5 protein-coding genes are annotated in these 21,555 nt (G+C 39.5%); all 5 read left to right on the plus strand.

The window, feature by feature from the left end; all coding sequences use genetic code 11:
- Window positions 1–104 precede the first annotated feature (104 nt).
- The 5 genes from Arg41_RS07355 to Arg41_RS07375 all read left to right on the plus strand — a co-directional run bounded on the left by Arg41_RS07355 (window position 105) and on the right by Arg41_RS07375 (window position 21,455).
- On the plus strand, window positions 105–6,167 hold the full coding sequence (locus Arg41_RS07355; protein ID WP_092490694.1) for a hypothetical protein: 6,063 nt from the start codon (window positions 105–107) through the stop codon (window positions 6,165–6,167).
- A 451-nt stretch (window positions 6,168–6,618) separates the two neighbouring features.
- The gene (locus Arg41_RS07360) at window positions 6,619–11,907 is read left to right on the plus strand and encodes a hypothetical protein (RefSeq protein ID WP_092490695.1); all 5,289 of its coding nucleotides are present in this window, start codon (window positions 6,619–6,621) and stop codon (window positions 11,905–11,907) included.
- Window positions 11,908–12,044: 137 nt separating this feature from the next.
- Window positions 12,045–15,488: a hypothetical protein gene (locus tag Arg41_RS07365; RefSeq protein ID WP_092490696.1), complete on the plus strand. Its 3,444-nt coding sequence runs from the start codon at window positions 12,045–12,047 to the stop codon at window positions 15,486–15,488.
- 77 nt (window positions 15,489–15,565) lie between these two features.
- Window positions 15,566–18,709: a hypothetical protein gene (locus Arg41_RS07370; RefSeq protein WP_092490697.1), complete on the plus strand. Its 3,144-nt coding sequence runs from the start codon at window positions 15,566–15,568 to the stop codon at window positions 18,707–18,709.
- A gap of 67 nt (window positions 18,710–18,776) precedes the next feature.
- Window positions 18,777–21,455, plus strand: a complete 2,679-nt coding sequence (locus Arg41_RS07375; RefSeq protein WP_092490698.1) for a hypothetical protein — start codon at window positions 18,777–18,779, stop codon at window positions 21,453–21,455.
- Window positions 21,456–21,555 lie beyond the last annotated feature (100 nt).

A 21,555-nucleotide genomic window follows, 5' to 3' on the forward strand; every position in this document is an offset into this window, starting at 1 on the left:
GCTCTTCAGCCCTAGTCATTCCATTAAAACCACTTGCTTCGCAAAATATAGAGATAGTTTATAGAAACGAACTACCAGAACAAAAACAACAGAGCAGGAGCAGTTTGTTTCCATCATTACTTGCTGAAGCTATGCCAATACCCCGTGGAGACATCAGACGAGCGTCAGAAGAAAAACACATACGCGAGGAATTCGATTATTGGGCTAGTAACAATCACCAACAAGAAAACCCACATCATCGAGTAAAACGCGCCCTAGATAGCCCTGTTGCCTCGCCTGCCGATTCGGTCTCAGATTTTGTTGGCTTTGTGCAGAAAAACTTCGGTCTACTAGATCAAACTGCAATGGATTCATACATAGCAAACATTCAGCAAAGCGGATTCTCATCTGATGCCGCTCAGGAAGGATTCAAGAAATTTTTAGGAGCAATGGGCACTGTTGACCGAGTTTATTCCCTTAAAAATAATGACCTGGCGAATCGGGGTTATGAATTAAAATGCAGAATAATAGCCGCTATATATTTTGACAAACCTGAATACACGAAGAGTTACGAAACAACAGACCCAACTTCATTTGAAGATGCCCTCGATGTACTAAGAAACCTTGGAGTCAATGATGACAATCTTAGATTAATAACCAATGACAAAGCACTTACTAATGCTTTCGTCGTGCTAAAAATATCAAATGAAAAGTTAATTAGTACGCTAGGGGAAAATCACGCCATTGCCAGACAAAGCCTCATAGAAGGAAATCTTCTTGATACACATGTTCGATCAGCTCAAGAATTATTAAATGATCCCAAATTACAGACTCGTTTTGATGATTACTTTGCTTCATGGTTTGATGGCTTACGTGCAGAAGAACAAACTATAGTCATGAACACTCCTGAAATTAAAGCACCGGTAAAATTTACCCAAGATCCTTTAATCGATGGGGCTCTTCTTAACACCATTATGGCATCTGGTATATGCCACGGATTATCACTGTGTTTTGCAGATTCAGTACAAAGATATGGAGTTGACCACGCAGTTAAATTTGTTTCCAATGTAGACTCACTAGTCACCGAATCAATTACAGACGGACAGCTACAAGAAATAACTCAGCTAAAAACATCGCTATACCATCTGAATAACCTAGCAATGACTTCGGGTGAAATGGTCCAATATCAATCACCAAACTTCTTGGCAAGAGCAGACTATAGAACACAAATGAGTGCTGAAGAAATATACAGATTAGTATTACATAGAAGAGTAAGAGAAGGTGCCGTGTTCTTCATTGGAGTACCTGAGCACGTAGTTGTCTTGGTAAAAGGATTTCCTGACGCTCCCAACTTAGTAGGAAGAACCCCTCTACTAACTTTCTTTGACTCCAATATTGGCGTATTTCCACTTCTCACTAGAGCACAAGCTATTCCTTTTTTGCAGAAAATACTTGATGAATACGGTAGCATGGATCGACTGACTCCAGTCTCTCCGGGAGATGGTCGTGCTGTCGTTGCCAGGTATAATCCAAACTTCTCCGATCAAGTTATTCCTACCCTAGGAAATTACCCTGTACGGAATGTACTCTCCGACATCGACGGACTTATAAGCGCAGGAGCAATAAGAAGGAGAAGCCCATTAGCCTCTTTAGCAGCAGCAGTAGCAGGAAATGTTGATCCATCATCGTTTCGTGGTCGCCTGCGTGGTCGCCTAATGTCTGATCGCAACCCAAATTCTCCCTCGTTTTACCCGCATACACCGGAATTACAAGCAAGACCTAACCTTGATACTACTACCAATGCACGCGACCTACTCACTCTAAGATCAACCGCCTCTGAACTTTATATTCATATTAGCAATGCCATACGAAGAGCTGGTATTTCAGTCGAAGATGCTTTGATAGATATGAATAGCTTATTTAGGGCAGCAAGTGAAGTGGATCCTAACAACAACAACAATAATAATATCAATGTAAGAGTATGGTCTGCTAGAGAGGCAGCAACTGAGGTAACAGCAAAAATAGGAACAGAAACGTATCGGGCTCAAATGGAAGCTTTTTTTCATAAAAACTCTAAGAAAGCTGTAGCAATGGTAAGAGTTAATGTTGGAAAGCTGCATAAACTTTATCAGATGACAAAAATAGTATATCCAGCTACCAAATTTGATACGATAGCAACAAAATTTACTGGTTTGATTTTTGACATTGTCAATATAGCCAATTTATATGAGATGCATAAATATCTCGACCTAATACAAAACTTACCAGAAGCAGATAAAACCCTATTTATAATTAATTACGCAGCCTCAATGACTGATATGGTTTGTGCTTCAGCTCAATGGAGTGCAATACTAACTGAACAACTATCAACACTAACCTCCTCCTCTCTTGAAGTTGCTGCTCGGGTATCTGAAAGCACTGGAAATGTAATAGCATCCTCCTCCGTTGGCGCTTCAGCAGGAGCTATAGTTACTGGGATAGTAAACACAGGCTTCTCAATCAAAAACATGGTAGAAGCTAAAACAGCGTATCAATTCAACAGTGCGGCCATGGACTTAGCTACCAGCCTATCCTCTATAGTCCTTGGTACCCTCGGACTAATATTCCCTGGATTCGGAGCAATAATTGCAGGTATTAGTCTTGTAATAGCAACACTTAAGCAGGCAATATCAAAATATTATCAGCAATCAACCGTTGGGCTTTACAAAGCTATGAAGGGATTTTGCAAAACAGATATGGAGTTCAAGTCCATTATCGAGCTGCTACTTGCAAACTGGCTAGGCATTGATTCAAGTGTTATTTCTTTTGACCCGAACATTCCTATTGATACTGTCAATATATCGGGGCACACGATAACAGCAACTAAAACAAGAAATTCATTCCAACTAAGGCCCATGTATAACAAGGAATATGGTGTAAATTCAATATTTTCAATGAAAGAAATAGCAAAAATACGTTTCTCATTTGACAAAATGATGGAACTAAAACCTCTTGCAATAAAATTAATCTACCCTCATATAAATCTTAGACAGGCAGTCAGCCGTATGAATAAAAAATCATTATCAATAGAGAAAGTTAATCCTTCATTATCAAAGATACTGCTCTTACCACAAGGCAAGCCATTAACATACATCTCTGCTTACGAGGAATTTATTGCTGGTTTTGGCGCACCAAGACGGGAAAAAGTACGATCTCTATTCAGGTATATAAGTGCAGTTGTAGATTCTTCAGAAAACCCTATAGACCATAAAGACCTTGGTAAATCGTGGATTGACCCATATCATGTTCCAGGCAAAAGAAGAAGAATACCCAAGCCACGCAAGTACCTTCCTTTAGTGACATACAACTTCAACTCTTACGGGGGAACTCTTGCTGTTAGCTATGATAGAGGTTACTACAATCACGACAGCAAACACACGACAGTAGTAACCGTCGGTCAAGACTCCCCGATTCTTATGATTCCTCCCGCATTAGATTTTCCTGCCAATCAAATTGGTATCACAGGAATGATGAGAAACTCATGGAACAGGGACGCCTTAACTCGTGAGTACACACTCGACTTAAAACCAAACGCTACCGCCGCCATAATAGCTAATCCGAACGCAGATATAAATTTTAGAGAAGTTCCTGATACAGCTAAAATCGGAATTACGGAGTGGTACCCAGGACAAATTAAAGATGTAAAAATAGTCCCTGGCACAGGTAGATTTGATATAGTTTTAGAAATGAAACCAACACCTATACAAGAATCAGATCAGGGAAATTCGTCACCAAAAGAATCTCCCCTTGACAAATGGAAAAAATATTTGCCAGTATGCAAATTAGAAGATCCTGATCCAAAAGACCACAAAAACGCTGACTATTTCGATCCACTAGCAGGTAGAGCAAAAACCTCGACTAAATTTTCTATTCCAGAAGAAAGAGTAGTAACTTTAAATCTTCAAGAAGGAATAGATCCTGATACCCAAAAATCATATTCAAGTTTGGCCTGTACTGTAAGAAAAGAAGGAATACAAGTAGAAATCATTGGAAACCCAACATCATCCAGTCCATCTGAATTCATGGATCTATGGACAGTTGGACAAGCAGAAAAAATGAAAAAAGACATAGCAGCCTTGCTTCGCAAATCCCCACAAACGGGACCAAACCCTTTATCTTCGATGATTACCTGGAAAGATGTAACCCTCGTCTATGATTTAACTTGTCGCAGTGACAAATCTACTTTCGCAGGAGCAGGATGGCTGGCATTACCGAAGAAATCTATCGGAGAGAATACTCAGGAATCTGGAGATCCCTATCCTAAATTGAAAAATGAACACGTAATTCCCCTGTGTTTATCAAAGGGAGTTAGAGACAAGTATGGTAGCTCCAATGATGATTGGATGGATACTGAGTTGATCTGGATCCACGAGCCCCAAAGCAATGACAGAGTAGAATCAAAAAACGAGAAATGGCCTTCATTCGGAACTTATTATTTTTTCAGTGAAGGAAAAAGCTTACTACTAAAACAAGTAGATGACCACCCCGTTCGGCTGAACCAAGTATCGATATCACGCATTCACCCCAAACAGGTAATCAATGCTATCACAGGCAGATTACAAGTTGTGCCTGGAGAAACTGAATTTAGCCCTCAAGGAGTTGATGGGGGGGCTAATGGCAACTTGTTTATCGCCATTGATGATGTTGCAACCAATTCAACCTTCCTGAATAGGACCCTGGAATTTCATAAAACAAAGCCCCTCTCAACTGTCTTGGTGCCAAATATTCCGATGTTAGATAAAAATGCTACGGCAATAATTCGGACACTTATCAAAACCTCTTCGGACACGTTTGTTGTTCCAATTGAAGAATCCAATCATCCACGTTTTATTGGAACATTAACATATAACAGTGGACATATTGGAGTAATTAAAAGCAATAGAGCTATTCGCTTCAAACGTAATTTGCGGAGCACTGAAACTCAAACCATAAGATTGCACTTGGTTGACCCTATCCCACAAACTCAAAAAAATGATGCCTTAGAAGAAGAACAATTACCTCAATTACAAGAACTATTCAAAGAAGAACAAATTTTGGACGCTAACGTTAATCCTTTACTAAATATTCTTACTGTACGGTTGTCGCCAGGAATACTAATTGGATTACAGATGGCTGCAAACTCAAGAGGAGAATGGCAAAGGAATATGCAACTTCTAGGAGTCGGAGGCGAGATATGGGAAGATTTACAAAAAAATGAAGACCACGGAGCCTACATAAAGCAGAAATTGGAAAGCTTGTTCTCGAAGTACGGAACGCCGCAACAACGGTTCTTTCCAGTAACAACCCCGGTAACAACTGATGCGCCGGAAGGCAGCGTGGCACCGATAATTTGGTACGACACCCTAAATTTTCAAATGTTCGCGGTAAACTGGAATGCAGTAAGAGTCCCCTCATCAACAGGAGAAACAACTGTAGAAAAAATACCTCAGGTATACCATATAACTGGCTATAGCCAAAAAGAACGGCAAGTACTTTATGTGACAGTATTAGCCAAATACACGCCGGTAGATTATCTGGCTTCGATTCCTATCAATGGCAATAAAGAATGTAGCAACTGGGCTTTGAAGTTCTCGTCGCTACAAGACATGGGAGACTACCGTTTTCTTGGCAAACTCTGGCAAAGCAATGAAGGAAAAACACAATACAAAACACCTCCATTGCCTGGAGTAAAACACCTGACGCTATTGCCACAAGATAAGGTAGAAAATAGTGACGCGCCAGCAGTAGAGTTAGTGATACTAAAAGAATCAATGGAGTACTTAAAGTCAATAACCTTGGCAAGTAACCTTGGACTGACAGAAGAAACAGAAATGTTGCCGAAACTAAAATTCAGCTCAGCTGGTTATACTGAATTTATGGGGGTCCCTCTTGATCCGGTAATGATCAAAGTAGATGGGTCGGATTTAATAATGGAAGTCTTAAAACCCAAAATAAATCATTCTGACCCACAGGAAGGACCCGGGTACTTTATTATCCGGTTAGAACAAGCATTTAATGAAACTTTGTCACTACACCACAGTTGCGGAGATATAGTCACGGTTGGAGAAAAAACATACTCACTACATGACTTACAAACCATGCTGCCGCAGTCCACAAGAACCGGGTTCGATGAATCTCAGGATGGAAACAATGAGATGGAGGAACTTTAACTGTTGTTTTCCCAAATCTGTATCAGACAGAGAAGTGCCTTTAGCTAAAGAAGAAAGGGAGCCCTAACATAGTTACCCATGGATACATCTGTAAAGATAAGATGTATCAGCATTAGGCACTTAAATAACCTATCGCAACTGAATAGTCAGCTCCTAAATAATCCCTAAAGAAATGTCGCACAAATAAACAGCTCTTTCTCGTCATTATTATCATCTTAGGTAAAAGATTTAACCCTCCACTTCGACTATACCGCAACAAAAAGGAAGTCGCTCTTAATAAGTAATTGAAAATTAACACAATTATGTAAAAGTTTTGGCAAACAAACTGTACCAGCTTCCTTAAGGAAAAACCAAATAATTCCAACCTAAGTATAACATTTAATTGCTCATTTACTTTTTTACACTACTACAATGACACTTCCTATTTGATTGTTTTTATAGAAAAAACATTATGTGTACCGGCATTGGTTTAACCTCCCCTAGACTGATTGAAGCTGAAAGTCAAACAGCAGAAAGCCCTTCCTGTACCGGGCCAGAGGGAAAAATAGGATCAGAAATAAAAATATATGAAGAAAGTCTCACGTTTAACGAGATCTGCTTCTCTCAAGAACAGCCAACTAATTGTGGCTTGGGCACCTTTCCTTATTCGATGATGATACTAGAGGAACTGCAAACCAAACTCGAACAACTAGAAATATCAGTAAACCCGAGAAAAGAAAGTGAAGGAATCCTACTCAATGCTTACAAGAAAACATATCAGATAGACTTGGCTCTAGCACAACAAAGGGATTTTCTTTTTCCTCCTAGATCTGACTTAGAATTTATTTCTGAGTTTTTCGAACACATACTAAGAGCAGACTGGAACCAGGGCAGCACAACACTGCAGCAAATGAAGCAACAACAACAGCTATGTAGAGAAATATTCGAATCTCACAGAGATCTGAAATTATTAGCACCACACATACGCGAGGAATTCGATTATTGGGCTAGTAACAATCACCAACAAGAAAACCCACATCATCGAGTAAAACGCGCTCTAGATAGCCCTGTTGCTTCACCATCTGGTTCCATCTCAGATTTTGTTAATCTTTTGCAGAAAAACTTCGGCCTACTAGATCAAACATCACTAGATTCCTATACAGCAAGCATTCAGCAAAGCGGATTCGCATCTGATGCCGCTCAGGAAGGATTCAAGAAATTTTTAGGAGTAATGAGCACTGTTGACCGAGTTTATTCCCTTAAAAACAATGACATGGCAAATCAAGGCTATGAATTAAAATACAGAATAGTTGCTTCTACCTATTTCGATAACCCCGGATACACAAAAAGCTATGAAACAACAGATCCAACCTCATTTGAAGACGCTATTAATGTACTAAAAAACATTGGTGTCAATAATAACAACCTTAGACTAATAACTAACGACAAAATACTTACTAATGCTTTCCTCGTGATAAAAATATTAAACGACAAGTTAGTTAGTGAATTAGGGGAAGGACACGCCTTTGCTAATCAAAAAATGATAGATGGAAATCTTCTTGATGTACACGTTCGCGCATCCCAAGAATTATTAGCTAGTGCCAAATTACAAGCTCGTTTTGATAAATATTTTTCTTCATGGTTAGATGGGTTGAACCCAAAAGAACAGTCTATGGTTATGAACAAACCTGAAATTAAAGCACCAGTAAAATTTACTCAAGATACTTTAATCGAGGGGGGGCTTCTTAACACCATTATGGCCAGTGGTGTATGTCATGGATTATCGATATGTTTTGCAGACTCAGCACATAGATATGGCACCGAGCATGCAGTTAACTTTATTTCTGATGTAGACTCAACAATCACCAAATCAATTATAGACGGTCAATTAAAAGAACTAACTCAGCTAAAAATAGCTCTACACCATCTGAATAACTTAGCAATGACTGCTGGTGAAATGGTCCAATATCAATCACCTAATTTCCTGGCAAAAGCAGACTATAAAACACAAATAAGCGCTGAAGAAATATACAGATTAGTATTACATAGAAAAGTAAAAGAAGGTGCCGTATTCTTCATTGGAGTCCCTGCGCACGTAGTTGTCTTGGTAAAGGGATTTACAGATGCTCCCGACTTAATAGGAAGAACCTCTCTATTAACGCTCTTTGACGCTAACCTAGGGACATTTCCCCTTCTCACTAGATCACAAGCTATTACTTTTTTGCAGAGAATAATTGACGACTATTGCAATATGGACAGACCGTCTCCATTATCTCCAGGAGACGGTCGTGCTACCATTGCCAGATATAACCCAAGATTCTCTGATCAAGTTATTCCTGTTTTTGGTAATTATCCTGTACGTAATGTACTGACAGATGTCAACAAACTTATAAGAGCCAGCTCCATCAGAAGAACGAGTCCATTAGAATCTTTAGCAGCAGCAGTAGCCGGAAATGTTGATCCAACATCCTTCCACGGTCGACTACTGCCTAGTAGTGCGCAAATTTCTCTTGCTCCATCTTCGCGTATATCGGCACCGCAGGCAGAGTCTAACGTGGATACTTCTACACCTGCACGCGACTTACTGGTCCTAAGATCAACTGCCGCTGAACTTTACTCTCATCTTGAAAGCGCTATACAAAAAACAGGAATTGCAGTTGAAGATGCTTTGATAGATACAAGTAGTCTACTTAGAGAAGCAAGTGAAGGAAGTCCGAACAGTAACAACAATAATAACATCAACGTAAAGATATGGTCCGCTAAAGATGCGGCTACCAAAGTAACAGCCAAACCCGGCACAGAAACATACAGAGCTCAACTAGAATTATTTTTTCAGAGAAACTCTAATAAAGTCGTGGCAGTAGTAAAAGTTAAAATGGAAAAGCTTCATAAACTTTATCAGATAACAAAAATAGCATACCCAGCTACTAAAATTGATATGATATCAACAAAATTCTCTGGTTTAGTTTTTGACATTATGAATTTAGTCAATTTATATGAGATGCATAAATATCTCTACCAGATACAACATTTACCGGAAGCAGATAGAGCACTATTTACAATCAATTACGCAGCATCAGTAATTGACATGGTTTGTGCTTCAGCCCAATGGAGTGCCGTGCTAACTGAACAACTATCAACACTAACTGCATCTTCTTTTGCTGTTGCTGCTCGGGTAGCTGAGAGGTCCGGAAGTGTAATAGCTGCAGCATCTATTGGTTCATCAGTAGGATCTATGATTGCAGGAGGAATAAATGTAGGTTTTGCAATCAAAAGCATGACTGAGGCACAAACAACATATCAATTTGGCAAAGCAACAGCAGACTTAACCGCCGGACTATCTTCTGTTGGACTTGGAATAATTGGATTAGCATTTCCTGGGTTTGGAACAATAATTGCGGCAATTAGCCTCACTATAGTGGCACTCAAATATGCATTAACAAAATATTTTCAACAAGCTACTGTTGGTTTTTACAAGGCCACAGCAGGATTTTGCAAAACTGATATGGAAATTAAAGCCATCATTGAGCTATTACTTAGCAGATGGATAAAAATAGAGGATGGGGTAATTTCTTTTAAAACACACATTCCTATTAACCATATTAATATATCAGGAGATATGGTATCAGCAACTAAAACCGATAATTCCTTCCAGTTGAGAATGCTGTATGACAGTTATTATAGAGTTCATTCTAGACTTTCTCCTCAACAAATAGCAAAAGTACGCTTCTCCTTTGACAGGATGTTAGAAAAAAAACCTATTTCAATAAAAAGAATTTATCCTCGCTTGAACCTGAAGAAAGTAGAAGAAACAATGAAAGCAACAAAATATCTATCCATGAGACAAAACAACTCGCCAGAAACCAAAATACTAATATTGCCACAAGGAAAACCGGTAGTTTACTATCCAACTTACGAAGCTTTTACTTTTGGTACTGGAGCTCCTGACAGGAATACCGTATTAAATAAATTCAAATATATACGCGCCACAGCAAGGTCTCAAGAAAATTTTTTTCGCGTACCCCCCCCCAATACTATAATTTCTAAATACTACCCCTTAATAACCTATTCTGCCGGTTTAGGAGGAATTCTTGCCGTTAGTTATGATAGGGGCTATCATGACAACAGAGAACACGAAACCTTCGTAACCGTTGGCCCAGGCTCACCTGCGCTTATGATTCCTCCCGCATTAGATCTTCCCGTAAACCAAATTGGTGTTACGGGAGTAATGAGCAACTCCTGGGATAGGGATGCATTAACACGAGAGTATACTGTAGGCATAAAGCACAATTCCACGGCAGTATTAATCGTTAATCCCAACGCAAATGTAAAATTTAGACATATAAGTGTCTCATCTAAAATAGCAATTACTGAGCTATACCCAGGACAAATTGAAGAAATAAGAATAATTGAGGAATATCCCTATGGATACCAGCTGATTCTAGAGATGAAACCAACACCTGTAGAAAAATCAAAGCAGAAAAGTGGATCTCCGAATAACTCTCCTTTTGATCAATGGAAAAACCACTTACCAGAATGCAACCTGAAAGATCCTGATCCAAAGGATCACGATACCAACAATTACGATTCACTCGCAGGTAGATCTAAAACCAGAACCAAAGTTTATATTCCAAACTGGAAAATACCAACATTAACCCTTACAGAAGGAATAGACTCCGAGAGCAAAAAGGAATATCACAGCTTAACGTGCAGCACAAACAAAGATGGAGTTAATATAGAATTTGTTGGAAAACCTATGATCTGGTTAAATGAAACTGAAACATATATCCTTACCAAGCAATGGACCGTCGGACAAGCAAAAGAAATAAGAAAAGAAGTAGTATTTTTGCTTGGAAAAAAAATAAGAACTGGACTCAGCCCTTCCCCCCACCAACTTAATATTGCCTGGAAAAAGGTAACCCCAGTGTATGATTTAACTTGTCGTAGCGATAAAGATGCATTCGTAAAAATAGGATGGATGGCATTACCAAAAAACTTAACTGACAGCGCTCAAAAACAAGATGATATTTATCCTGAGTTGAAAGAGGAGCATGTAATTCCTGTATGCTTATCATCCGAGGTAAGAAACAGGTATGGTAATTTCAGTAAAGATTGGAAGGACTTAGAATTAATTTGGATCCAGGAACCTCAAATCAATGATAGAGCAATGCACAAGAACGATAAGTGGAAAGAGTTTGGGACCTATTATTTTTTCGACGGAGAAAAAAAACTACTGTTGGAGCAAATTGACGACCATCCTGTGCAACCTAACCAGGTATCGGTATCACATATACATCCCAAGCAACTTATAAATGCTATCGCAAACAGAGCATATATTGTGCCAGGAGAAACAGAGTTTGTCTCACAAGAAATTGATGGAGGGTTTAACGGAGAATTGCTCATAGCAACAAAAGAGGTAGCAACTAATGAAAACTTCATTAATAAAACCTTAGAGGCTCACGAAATACACCCAAACTCTACTATCTTGGTGCCACAAATTCCTCTGGTATCTCAGAATCAGAATACAACAGAAAAAAATCACACCCTTATCCAAACCACAGGGAAAGAAAGGTTTATGGTTCCGCTTTATGACGGCCATGACCAGCATTTTGTTGGCACATTAAATTACAACAATACTAAAATTGCACTGATCAAAAGCACTACACCGGCACGAAGCAAACGCGGATCAGAGTTAAAACCACAAACTGGGATCAAGCAAGAAAAGAAGTACAAAGATTTGTTGACTGGAATAATGATCTAGACAAAAGGTTAGCTCAAGAGGGAGAGAAAGCAAGCTCTTCAGCCCTAGTCGTTCCACTAAAACCACTTGCTTCGCAAAATATAGAGATAGTTTATAGAAACGAATTACCAGAACAAAAACAACAGAGCAGGAGCAGTTTGTTTCCATCATTACTTGCTGAAGCTATGCCAATACCCCGTGGAGACATCAGACGAACTCCAGAAGAAAAACACATACGCGAGGAATTCGATTATTGGGCTAGTAACAATCACCAACAAGAAAACCCACATCATCGAGTAAAACGCGCTCTAGATAGCCCTGTTGCTTCACCATCTGGTTCCATCTCAGATTTTGTTAGTTTTGTGCAGAAAAACTTCGGTCTACTAGATCAAGCTGCAATGGATTCATACATAGCAAACATTCAGCAAAGCGGATTCGCATCTGATGCTGCTCAGGAAGGGTTTAAAAAGATTCTATCAGCAATGAGCACTGTTGACCGAGTTTACTCCCTTAAAAATAACGACATGGCAAATCGGGGCTACGAATTGAAATGCAGGATAGTTGCTTCTACCTATTTCGATAGCCCTGGATATACAAAAAGCTACGAAACAACAGAGCCAACTTCATTTGAAGAAGCTATTGATATACTAAAAAACATGGGTGTTAATGAGGATAACCTTAGCTTAATAACAAATAACAAAGCTCTTACTAACGCTTTCCTCGTGCTAAAAATATCAAACGACAAAATAATCAATGCATTGGGGGAAAGACACGCCATTGCTAATCAGAGAATGATAGATGGAAATATTCTTGATGTACATGTTCGATCAGCTCAAGAATTATTAAATAGCCCTAAATCACAGGCTCGCTTTGATAAATACTTTTCTTCATGGTTAGATGGTTTGACCCCAGAAGAACAAAATATAGTTATGTCCCGACCTGAAATTAAGGCACCATCAAAATTCAATCAAGATCCCCTGATAGAGGGAGCACTTCTTAACACCATTATGGCCAGTGGTGTATGCCACGGATTATCACTGTGTTTTGCAGATGCAGTACATAGGCAAGGCACTGATAATGCCGTTAAATTTGTTTCTGATGTAGACTCCCTGGTCACTGAATCAATTATGGACGGACAGCTAAAAGAAATAACTCAGCTAAAAACATCTCTACACCATCTGAATAACTTAGCAATGACTGCAGGTGAAATGGTCCCATATCAATCACCTAATTTCCTGGCAAAAGCAGACTATAAAACACAAATGAGTGCCGAACAAATATACAGATTAGTATTACATAGAAAAGTAAAAGAAGGTGCCGCATTCTTCATTGGAGTCCCTGAGCACGTAATTGTCTTGGTAAAAGGATTTCCGGATGCCCCCGACTTAGTAGGAAGAACACCTCTATTAACCTTATTTGACTCCAACCTAGGGACATTTCCCCTTCTCACTAGATCACAATCTATTACTTTTTTACAGAGAATAATTGACGACTACCACAGTATGGATCTACCATCTCCGGTAACCCCAGGAAACGGTCGTGCGACCATTGCCAGGTACAATCCAAACTTCTCCAATCAAGTTATTCCTGTTCTTGGCACTTACCCTGTACGGAACATACTAACTGATGTCAACGAACTTATAAAAGCCAGCTCCATCAGAAGAAGGAGTCCATTGGCCTCTTTAGCAGCAGCAGTAGCAGGAAATGTTGATCCAACATCCTTCCACGGTCGACTACTGCCCAGTAGTCCTCGAATCTCACTTCCCCCCTCACCGCATACACAAGTGAGATCTAGCGTGGATACTTCCACCCATGCACGTGACCTACTAGCTCTAAGATCATCAGCAAATGCAGCTTACATTCATATTAGCAATGCCATACGAAGAGCTGGTATTCCAGTTGAAGATGCTTTGATAGATATGGATCGTTTATTTAAGGCGGTAAGTGATGCCGATCCAAACAACAACAACAATAATAATATCAACGTAAGGATATGGTCCGCTAGAGATGCAACTACCACAGTAACGGCCAAACCGGGAACACAAACATACAAAGCTCAACTAGAAGCATTTTTTCAGAAAAACTCTAAGAAAGCAGTAGCAATGGTAAGAGTTAATGTTGGAAAGCTGCATAAACTTTACCAAATAGCAAATATAGTATATCCAGCTACCAAATTTGATGCGATAGCAACAAAATTTACTGGTTTGGTTTTTGACATTGTCAATATAGTCAATTTATATGAAATGCATAAATATCTCGACCAGATACAACATTTACCAGAAGCAGATAAAGCCCTATTTATAATTAATTACGCAGCCTCAATGACTGATATGGTTTGTGCTTCAGCCCAATGGAGTGCAATACTAACTGAACAACTATCAACACTAACCTCATCCTCTCTTGACGTTGCTGCTCGGGTATCTGAAAGCACTGGGAATGTAATAGCATCCTCCTCCGTTGGCGCTTCAGCAGGAGCTATAGTTACTGGGATAGTAAACACAGGCTTCTCAATCAAAAACATGGTAGAAGCTAAAACAGCGTATCAATTCAACAGTGCGGCCATGGACTTAGCTACCAGCCTATCCTCTATAGTCCTTGGTACACTCGGACTAATATTCCCTGGATTCGGAGCAATAATTGCAGGTATTAGTCTTGTAATAGCAACACTTAAGCAGGCAATATCAAAATATTATCAGCAATCAACAGTTGGGCTTTACAAAGCTATGAAGGGATTTTGCAAAACAGATATGGAGTTCAAGTCCATTATCGAGCTGCTACTTGCAAACTGGCTAGGCGTTGATTCAAGTGTTATTTCTTTTGACCCGAACATTCCTATTGATACTGTCAATATATCGGGGCACACGATAACAGCAACTAAAACAAGAAATGCATTCCAACTAAGGCCCATGTATAACAAGGAATATGGTGTAAATTCAATATTTTCAATGAAAGAAATAGCAAAAATACGTTTCTCCTTTGACAAAATGATGGAACGAAAACCTCTTACAATAAAATCGATCTACCCTCATATAAATCTTAGACAGGCAGTCAGCCATATGAATAAAAAATCATTATCAATAGAGAAAATTAATCCTTCATTATCAAAGATACTGCTATTACCACAAGGCAAGCCATTAACATTCATCTCTGCTTACGAGGAATTTATTGCTGGGTTTGGCGCACCAAGACGAGAAAAAATACTATCTCTATTCAAGTATATAAGTGCAGTTGTAACTTCTTCAGAAAACCCTATAGACCATAAAGACCTTGGTGAATCATGGATTGATCCATACCATGTTCCAGGCAAAAGAAGAAGAATACCCAAGCCACGCAAGTACTTTCCCTTAGTGACATACAACTTCAACTCTTACGGGGGAACTCTTGCTGTTAGCTATGATAGAGGCTACTACAATCACGACAGCAAACACACGACAGTAGTAACAGTCGGTCAAGACTCCCCTATTCTTATGATTCCTCCCGCATTAGATTTTCCTGCCAATCAAATTGGTATCACAGGAATGATGAGAAACTCATGGAACAGGGACGCCTTAACTCGTGAGTACACACTCGACTTAAAACCAAACGCTACACTGGTAAGGTAATAGCAGCATCTTCTGTTGGTGCCTCGGCTGGAGCTATAGTCACTGGAATAGTAAACGCAGGATTCTCCATCAAAAACATGGCAGAAGCTGAGACAGCATATCAATTCAACAGTGCAACTATCGACTTAGTTACAAACCTTGTGTCGATTGGCCTAGGAACACTAGGACTAGTCTTTCCTGGGTTCGGAACAATAATTGCAGGTATCAGCCTCGCAATCGCAGCCCTTAAACACGCAATATCTGAATATTATAAACAAGCAACCGTTGGCTTTTATAAAGCCATGAAGGGACTTTGCTCAACTGACCTGGAATTTAAAGGGATCATCGAAGTGCTACTTAGTAGATGGATACGGCTTCGTGACAATATAATCTATTTCAATTCAAACATGCCTATCGATAATATAGATGTTTCAAGAAGCATGATAACGGCAACTAAAACAGATAACTCTTTTCAACTAAGAGCCATGTATAGCAAGGAATACAGCATAAATTCAATGTTTCCGCCCATAAAAATGAGAAAATTGCGTTTCTCTTTTGACAGGATGTTAAAAGAACTGCCTCGCTCAATAAAAACAATCTATCCACGTTTAAACGTGCGCGGAGCAATTAAACACATGGACAAAAAATCATTATTAATGAAAGAAGACGATAAACCCACCATAATGGTACTCCCACAAGGAAAGCCGCTAACTTACTACCCCAGTTACGAGAAGTTTACCCTTGGCGAAGGCGCTCCATCAGCAGATAAAGTAAAATCCCTGTTCAAATATATAAATGTCGTTGCCATATCATTCGAGAACAATTTTAGCATGAATTACTCTGTTCCTGTCCACCCACTTTATTTGGCCGCATCAACAAGAGGCAAACCTAAGAAGTATTTGCCCTTACAAGACTATCCAGGCCTGTTCGCAGGAGGAATTGTTGCCATTAGTTATGATAGAGGTTATTACGATTTCGATACCAAGCACACAACAGTAGTAACCGTTGGTCAAGACGCACCTGCTCTTATGATCCCTCCTTCATTAGATTTTCCAAACAACCAAATTGGAGTTACGGGGGTAATGAAAAACTCATGGAACAGAGATGCCTTAACTCGTGATTACATACTCGACTTAAAACCAAACGCTACCGCCGCCATAATAGCTAATCCGAACGCACGTATAAATTTTAGAGAAGTTCCTGATACAGCTAAAATCGGAATTACGGAGTGGTACCCAGGACAAATTAAAGATGTAAAAATAGTACCTGAAGGTACAGGTAGATATCAGTTGGTTTTAGAGATGAAACCAACACCTATACAAAAACCAGCACCTACACAAAAACCAAATCAGACAGAGGCCCCAATAAGGGAATATCTGATCGATAAATGGAGAAAACACCTACCAGAGTGCAATTTGGAAGATCCCGACCCAAGAGATCATGAAAACAAAGGATATACAGATATACTGGCAGGTAGAGTAAAAACTACGACTAGATTTTCTATTCCGGAAGGAAAAACGGTAACCTTAAATCTTCAAGAAGGAGCAGATCCTGATACCCAAAAATCATATTCAAGTTTGACTTGTACTGTAAGTAAGAAAGAAATACTAGTAGAAATAGTTGGAAATCCCACAACATCTACTCCATCTGAATTCATAATCCCATGGACAGTCGGACAAGCAGAAAAAATGAAAGAAGAAGTAGTAGCCTTGCTTCGCAAAAACCCCCAAGCAGGACCAAACCCTCTATCTTCGATGATTACTTGGAAAGATGTAACCCCCGTGTATGATCTAACTTGCCGCAGTAACAAAATTGCCTTCGCGGGAATAGGGTGGCTAGCGTCACCTAAAAAACCTATCGAGGATAATACTACGGGATCTGGAGATCCTTATCCCAAGTTGAAAAATGAACACGTAATCCCTCTGTGTTTATCAAAGGGAGTTAGAGACAAGTATGGTAGCTCCAATGATGATTGGATGGATACTGAGTTGATCTGGATCCACGAGCCCCAAAGCAATGACAGAGTAGACTCTAGAGATGAGAAATGGCGCGAATTCGGAATCTATTATTTTTTCAGTGAAAAAAGAGGCTTACTACTAAAACAAGTAGATGATCAACCTATCCGGCTAAACCAAGTATCGATATCGCGCACTCACCCCAAACAGGTAATCAATGCCATCACAGGCAGATCACAAATTGTATCAGGAGAAACTGAATTTAGCCCTCAAGGAGTTGATGGGGGGGCTAATGGCAACTTGTTTATCGCCCTTGATAATATTGCAACCAACACAACCTTCCTGAATAAAACTTTATCGTTTCATAAAAAAACACCTTTATCAACTGTCTTGGTAACAAACATCCCTGTGCCGTCCAAAAATAACACAGAAATTCGTAGAACCCTTATTAGAACACCTGAAGAAACATTTGCTGTTCCAATTGAAGGCAAAAACCATCCCAGTTTTGTTGGAACATTAACCTATAACAGTGGACATATTGGAGTAATTAAAAGCCATAGAGCTATTCGCTTCAAACGTAATTTGCGGAGCGCTGAAACTCAAACCATAAGATTGTACTTAGTTGACCCTATACCACAAAATCAAAAAAATGATGCCTTAGAAGAAGAGCAATTACCTCAATTACAAGAACTATTCAAAGAAGAACAAATTTTGGACGCTAACGTTAACCCATTACTAAATATTCTCACTGTACGCTTGTCACCAGGAATATTAATTGGATTGCAGATGGCTGCAAACTCAAGAGGAGAATGGCAAAGGAATATGCAACTTCTAGGAGTCGGAGGCGAGATATGGGAAGATTTACAAAAAAATGAAGACCGCGAAGCCTACATAAAGCAGAAATTGGAAAGCTTGTTCTCGAAGTACGGAACGCCGCAACAACGATTCTTTCCAGTAACAGCCCCGGTAACAACTGATGCGCCGGAAGGCAGCGTGGCATCGATAATTTGGTACGACACCCTAAATTTTCAAATGTTCACGGTAAACTGGAATGCAGTAAGAATCCCCTCATCAACAGGAGAAACAACTGTAGAAAAAATACCTCAGGTATACCATATAACTGGCTATAGCCAAAAAGAACGGCAAGTACTTCATGTAACTGTATTAGCCAAATACACGCCGGTAGATTATCTGGCTTCGATTCCTATCAATGGCAATAAAGAATGTAGCAACTGGGCTTTGAAGTTCTCGTCGCTACAAGACATACAAAAAATTAGCCCAGAATGAAAAAGAAGTTAATAATTCAAACGCCATTACTACATTCAGCCCACTTACAACACAAAACATTGAGATAGTGTACAGAAACAGAGAACAGGAACAAAACAGCAAAAGCACTTGGTTCCCATCACTAGTTGCCGAAGCTGTCAATGTATCATATACATATATGCAGAAACAAACAGAAAAAAGCATGAGAAAAGAGTTTGATCATTGGATGAACGGATCTCAAGAAGAAAAAACAATAAAAAGAGTAAAACGCAACCTCGACAGACCAATTGAGTCACCGGCTACTTCAGTAGCAGAACTTACCAGATTTATAAGCGAAGAGATTGAACTAATACCTCAACCAAAATTTGACGCCTATATTTCCAGTATTGCTAAAAGCGGATTTTCTTCTGCTGATGCTCAGAAAGGATTTAAAAAGCTTCTGGAAGCAATGGATACTGTTGATAAAATCAATTCTCTAAGAACCCCTAATTTGTCAAATCAAGGTCATGAATTAAAGATGAGAATAGTTGCAGCTACTCACCTTGACAATCCTGGATATACAAAAGGCTACGGAACAACAAAAATATCTTCACTCGAAGAAAACATCGGATTACTAAAAGACCTCGGGGTAAATGATGAAAACCTTAGTTTAATAACTGATGGGGCGAAACTACTTAATGCACTAATAGTAATAAAAGTATCAAATGAAAGATTGGTCAGTAATCTAGGAGAAAGCCAGTCCCTTGCTAATCAGTATATACTTGATAGCAGCATTATAGATTCTCATGTTCGTTGGTCCCAAGAATTGCTGACTAGCCCTGACCTGCACTCTCGTTTTGATGAAGCTGTTTCTTTATGGTTGAGCACATTAAGTGCGGAAGAACAAGCCACAGTTAGGAATAATCCTAGGCTTCAATATCCAAAAAAATTTAATCAAAAAATTATAACCGACGGTTCCTTTCTCAGCTCAGCTGAGGATAGCAGCACATCTCATGGATTATCACTATGTATTGCAGATACAGCAAACAAACACGGAGTTGAGCATGCCGCTGAATTAATTTCTAGTATAGATATCTTCCTTGGGGAAGCAATTGCAACAGGAAACATAGAAGCCCTTACCCAGCTCAGAAGATCTCTTCATCATCTGAGCATATTATCAATATCTATGGGAAGCCTGGGCTCTCATCAAACTGCCCTCTCATTGGAAAAAGCAGACTACAAAACATACATGGATGCCAAAGAAATATACAATTTAATCTCCCATCCAAGCATAGAAGAAGGAGAAACTTTCTTTATCGGACTACCAGAACATAAAACTGTCTTAGTAAAAGGATTTACTGTTAGCCATGAATCAATGACACAAACCCCTGCACTAACTTTCTTTGACCCCAAAATGGGTATATTTCCCCTTCTACATGAAAGACAAGCCATTCACTTTTTGCAGGGAGCTTTTGACAGTTACGGCAGTACCGATATATTAGCCCCAATGCCTTCGGGAACTGGTCGTGCCGTCATGGCCAGATATAATCCAGCTACATCCGACCAAATTATTCCTGCTCTTGGTGGATTTCCCGTACGAGATATGTTATCAGATGTCAATAGGCTTGTAAGCGCTGGTAGCATCAGCATGGTGACTCCATTAGGATCTTTAATTACAGCAATAGCAAGAAATGTTGACCCAACAACTGCTCGTCTCCTCTTAAGAGCTAGGGCTCAACTTTCGCTCCCATCCACATCACATGTACCAGAATCAAAGAGCTCCCTCCCGGATATTACTACGAGTAACCGCGATATAGCTGCCATAAGAGCAGCAACTGCCGAAACTTACATTCAGCTTGCTACGGCTATTACACAGGCTGGAATTGCAAGTGATGACGCATTGGTAGACATAAGAAGTTTATTTAGATCAGATGCTGAAGAAAACACAAACGTCGATAGTGATGGCAATATAAGCATAAAAATATGGTCTGCCGATGAGGCTACTAATACGGTAAACGCCCCCTTAGGAACAGAAACCCGCCGCGCTCAATTGGAGGCCTTTTTTAAGGCAAATGCCGAAAGGGCCGTTGCAATAGTTAAAATCAGAGTTGAACTAGTTCATCGGCTCTATAATCTCATAAATCTCATGTACCCCCCAACAATAGTTGACACAGTCATGTCAAAATTATCTGGGTTCATTGTTGATATCATAAATATTGTCAGCTTATGTGAAATGCAATCATCATTAGAGCAGCTATCCGCGCTACCATCAGATCAACAAGCTCTATTTATAATCAATTACTCCCACTCCGTGTTTAACATGGTCTCTGCGACAGCCCAATGGAGTGCCTTCCTTACAGAACAGGTATCAATGCTAGCCGCGTCATCCGTTGAAGTTGCGACCAAGGTAGCTGAGAGTACCGGAAGTGTAATAGCTGCAGCATCTATTGGTTCGTCAGTAGGATCTATGATTGTAGGAGGAATAAATGCAGGCTTTGCAATCAAAAGCATGACTGAAGCCAAAACAACATATCAATTTGGCAAAGCAACAGCAGACTTAGCTTCCGGATTGACTTCTATCGGACTCGGAACAATTGGATTAGCATTCCCTGGGTTCGGAGCAATAATTGCAGCAATCAGCCTCACAATAATAGCACTCAAATATGCATTAACAAAATATTTTCAACAAGCTACTGTTGGTTTTTACAAGGCCACAGCAGGATTTTGCAAAACTGATATGGAAATTAAAGCCATCATTGAGCTATTACTTAGCAGATGGACTAACTAAACCTAAAGAAAGGAAACATGATTTATTTGTATATTTATGATTATTAAGATATGCATTAATTCTAATTAATTAATAATATCTTGATATTTCATTGACACAC

This window comes from Candidatus Ichthyocystis hellenicum, assembly GCF_001460935.1.
Lineage (GTDB): Bacteria > Pseudomonadota > Gammaproteobacteria > Burkholderiales > 2013Ark19i > Ichthyocystis > Ichthyocystis hellenicum.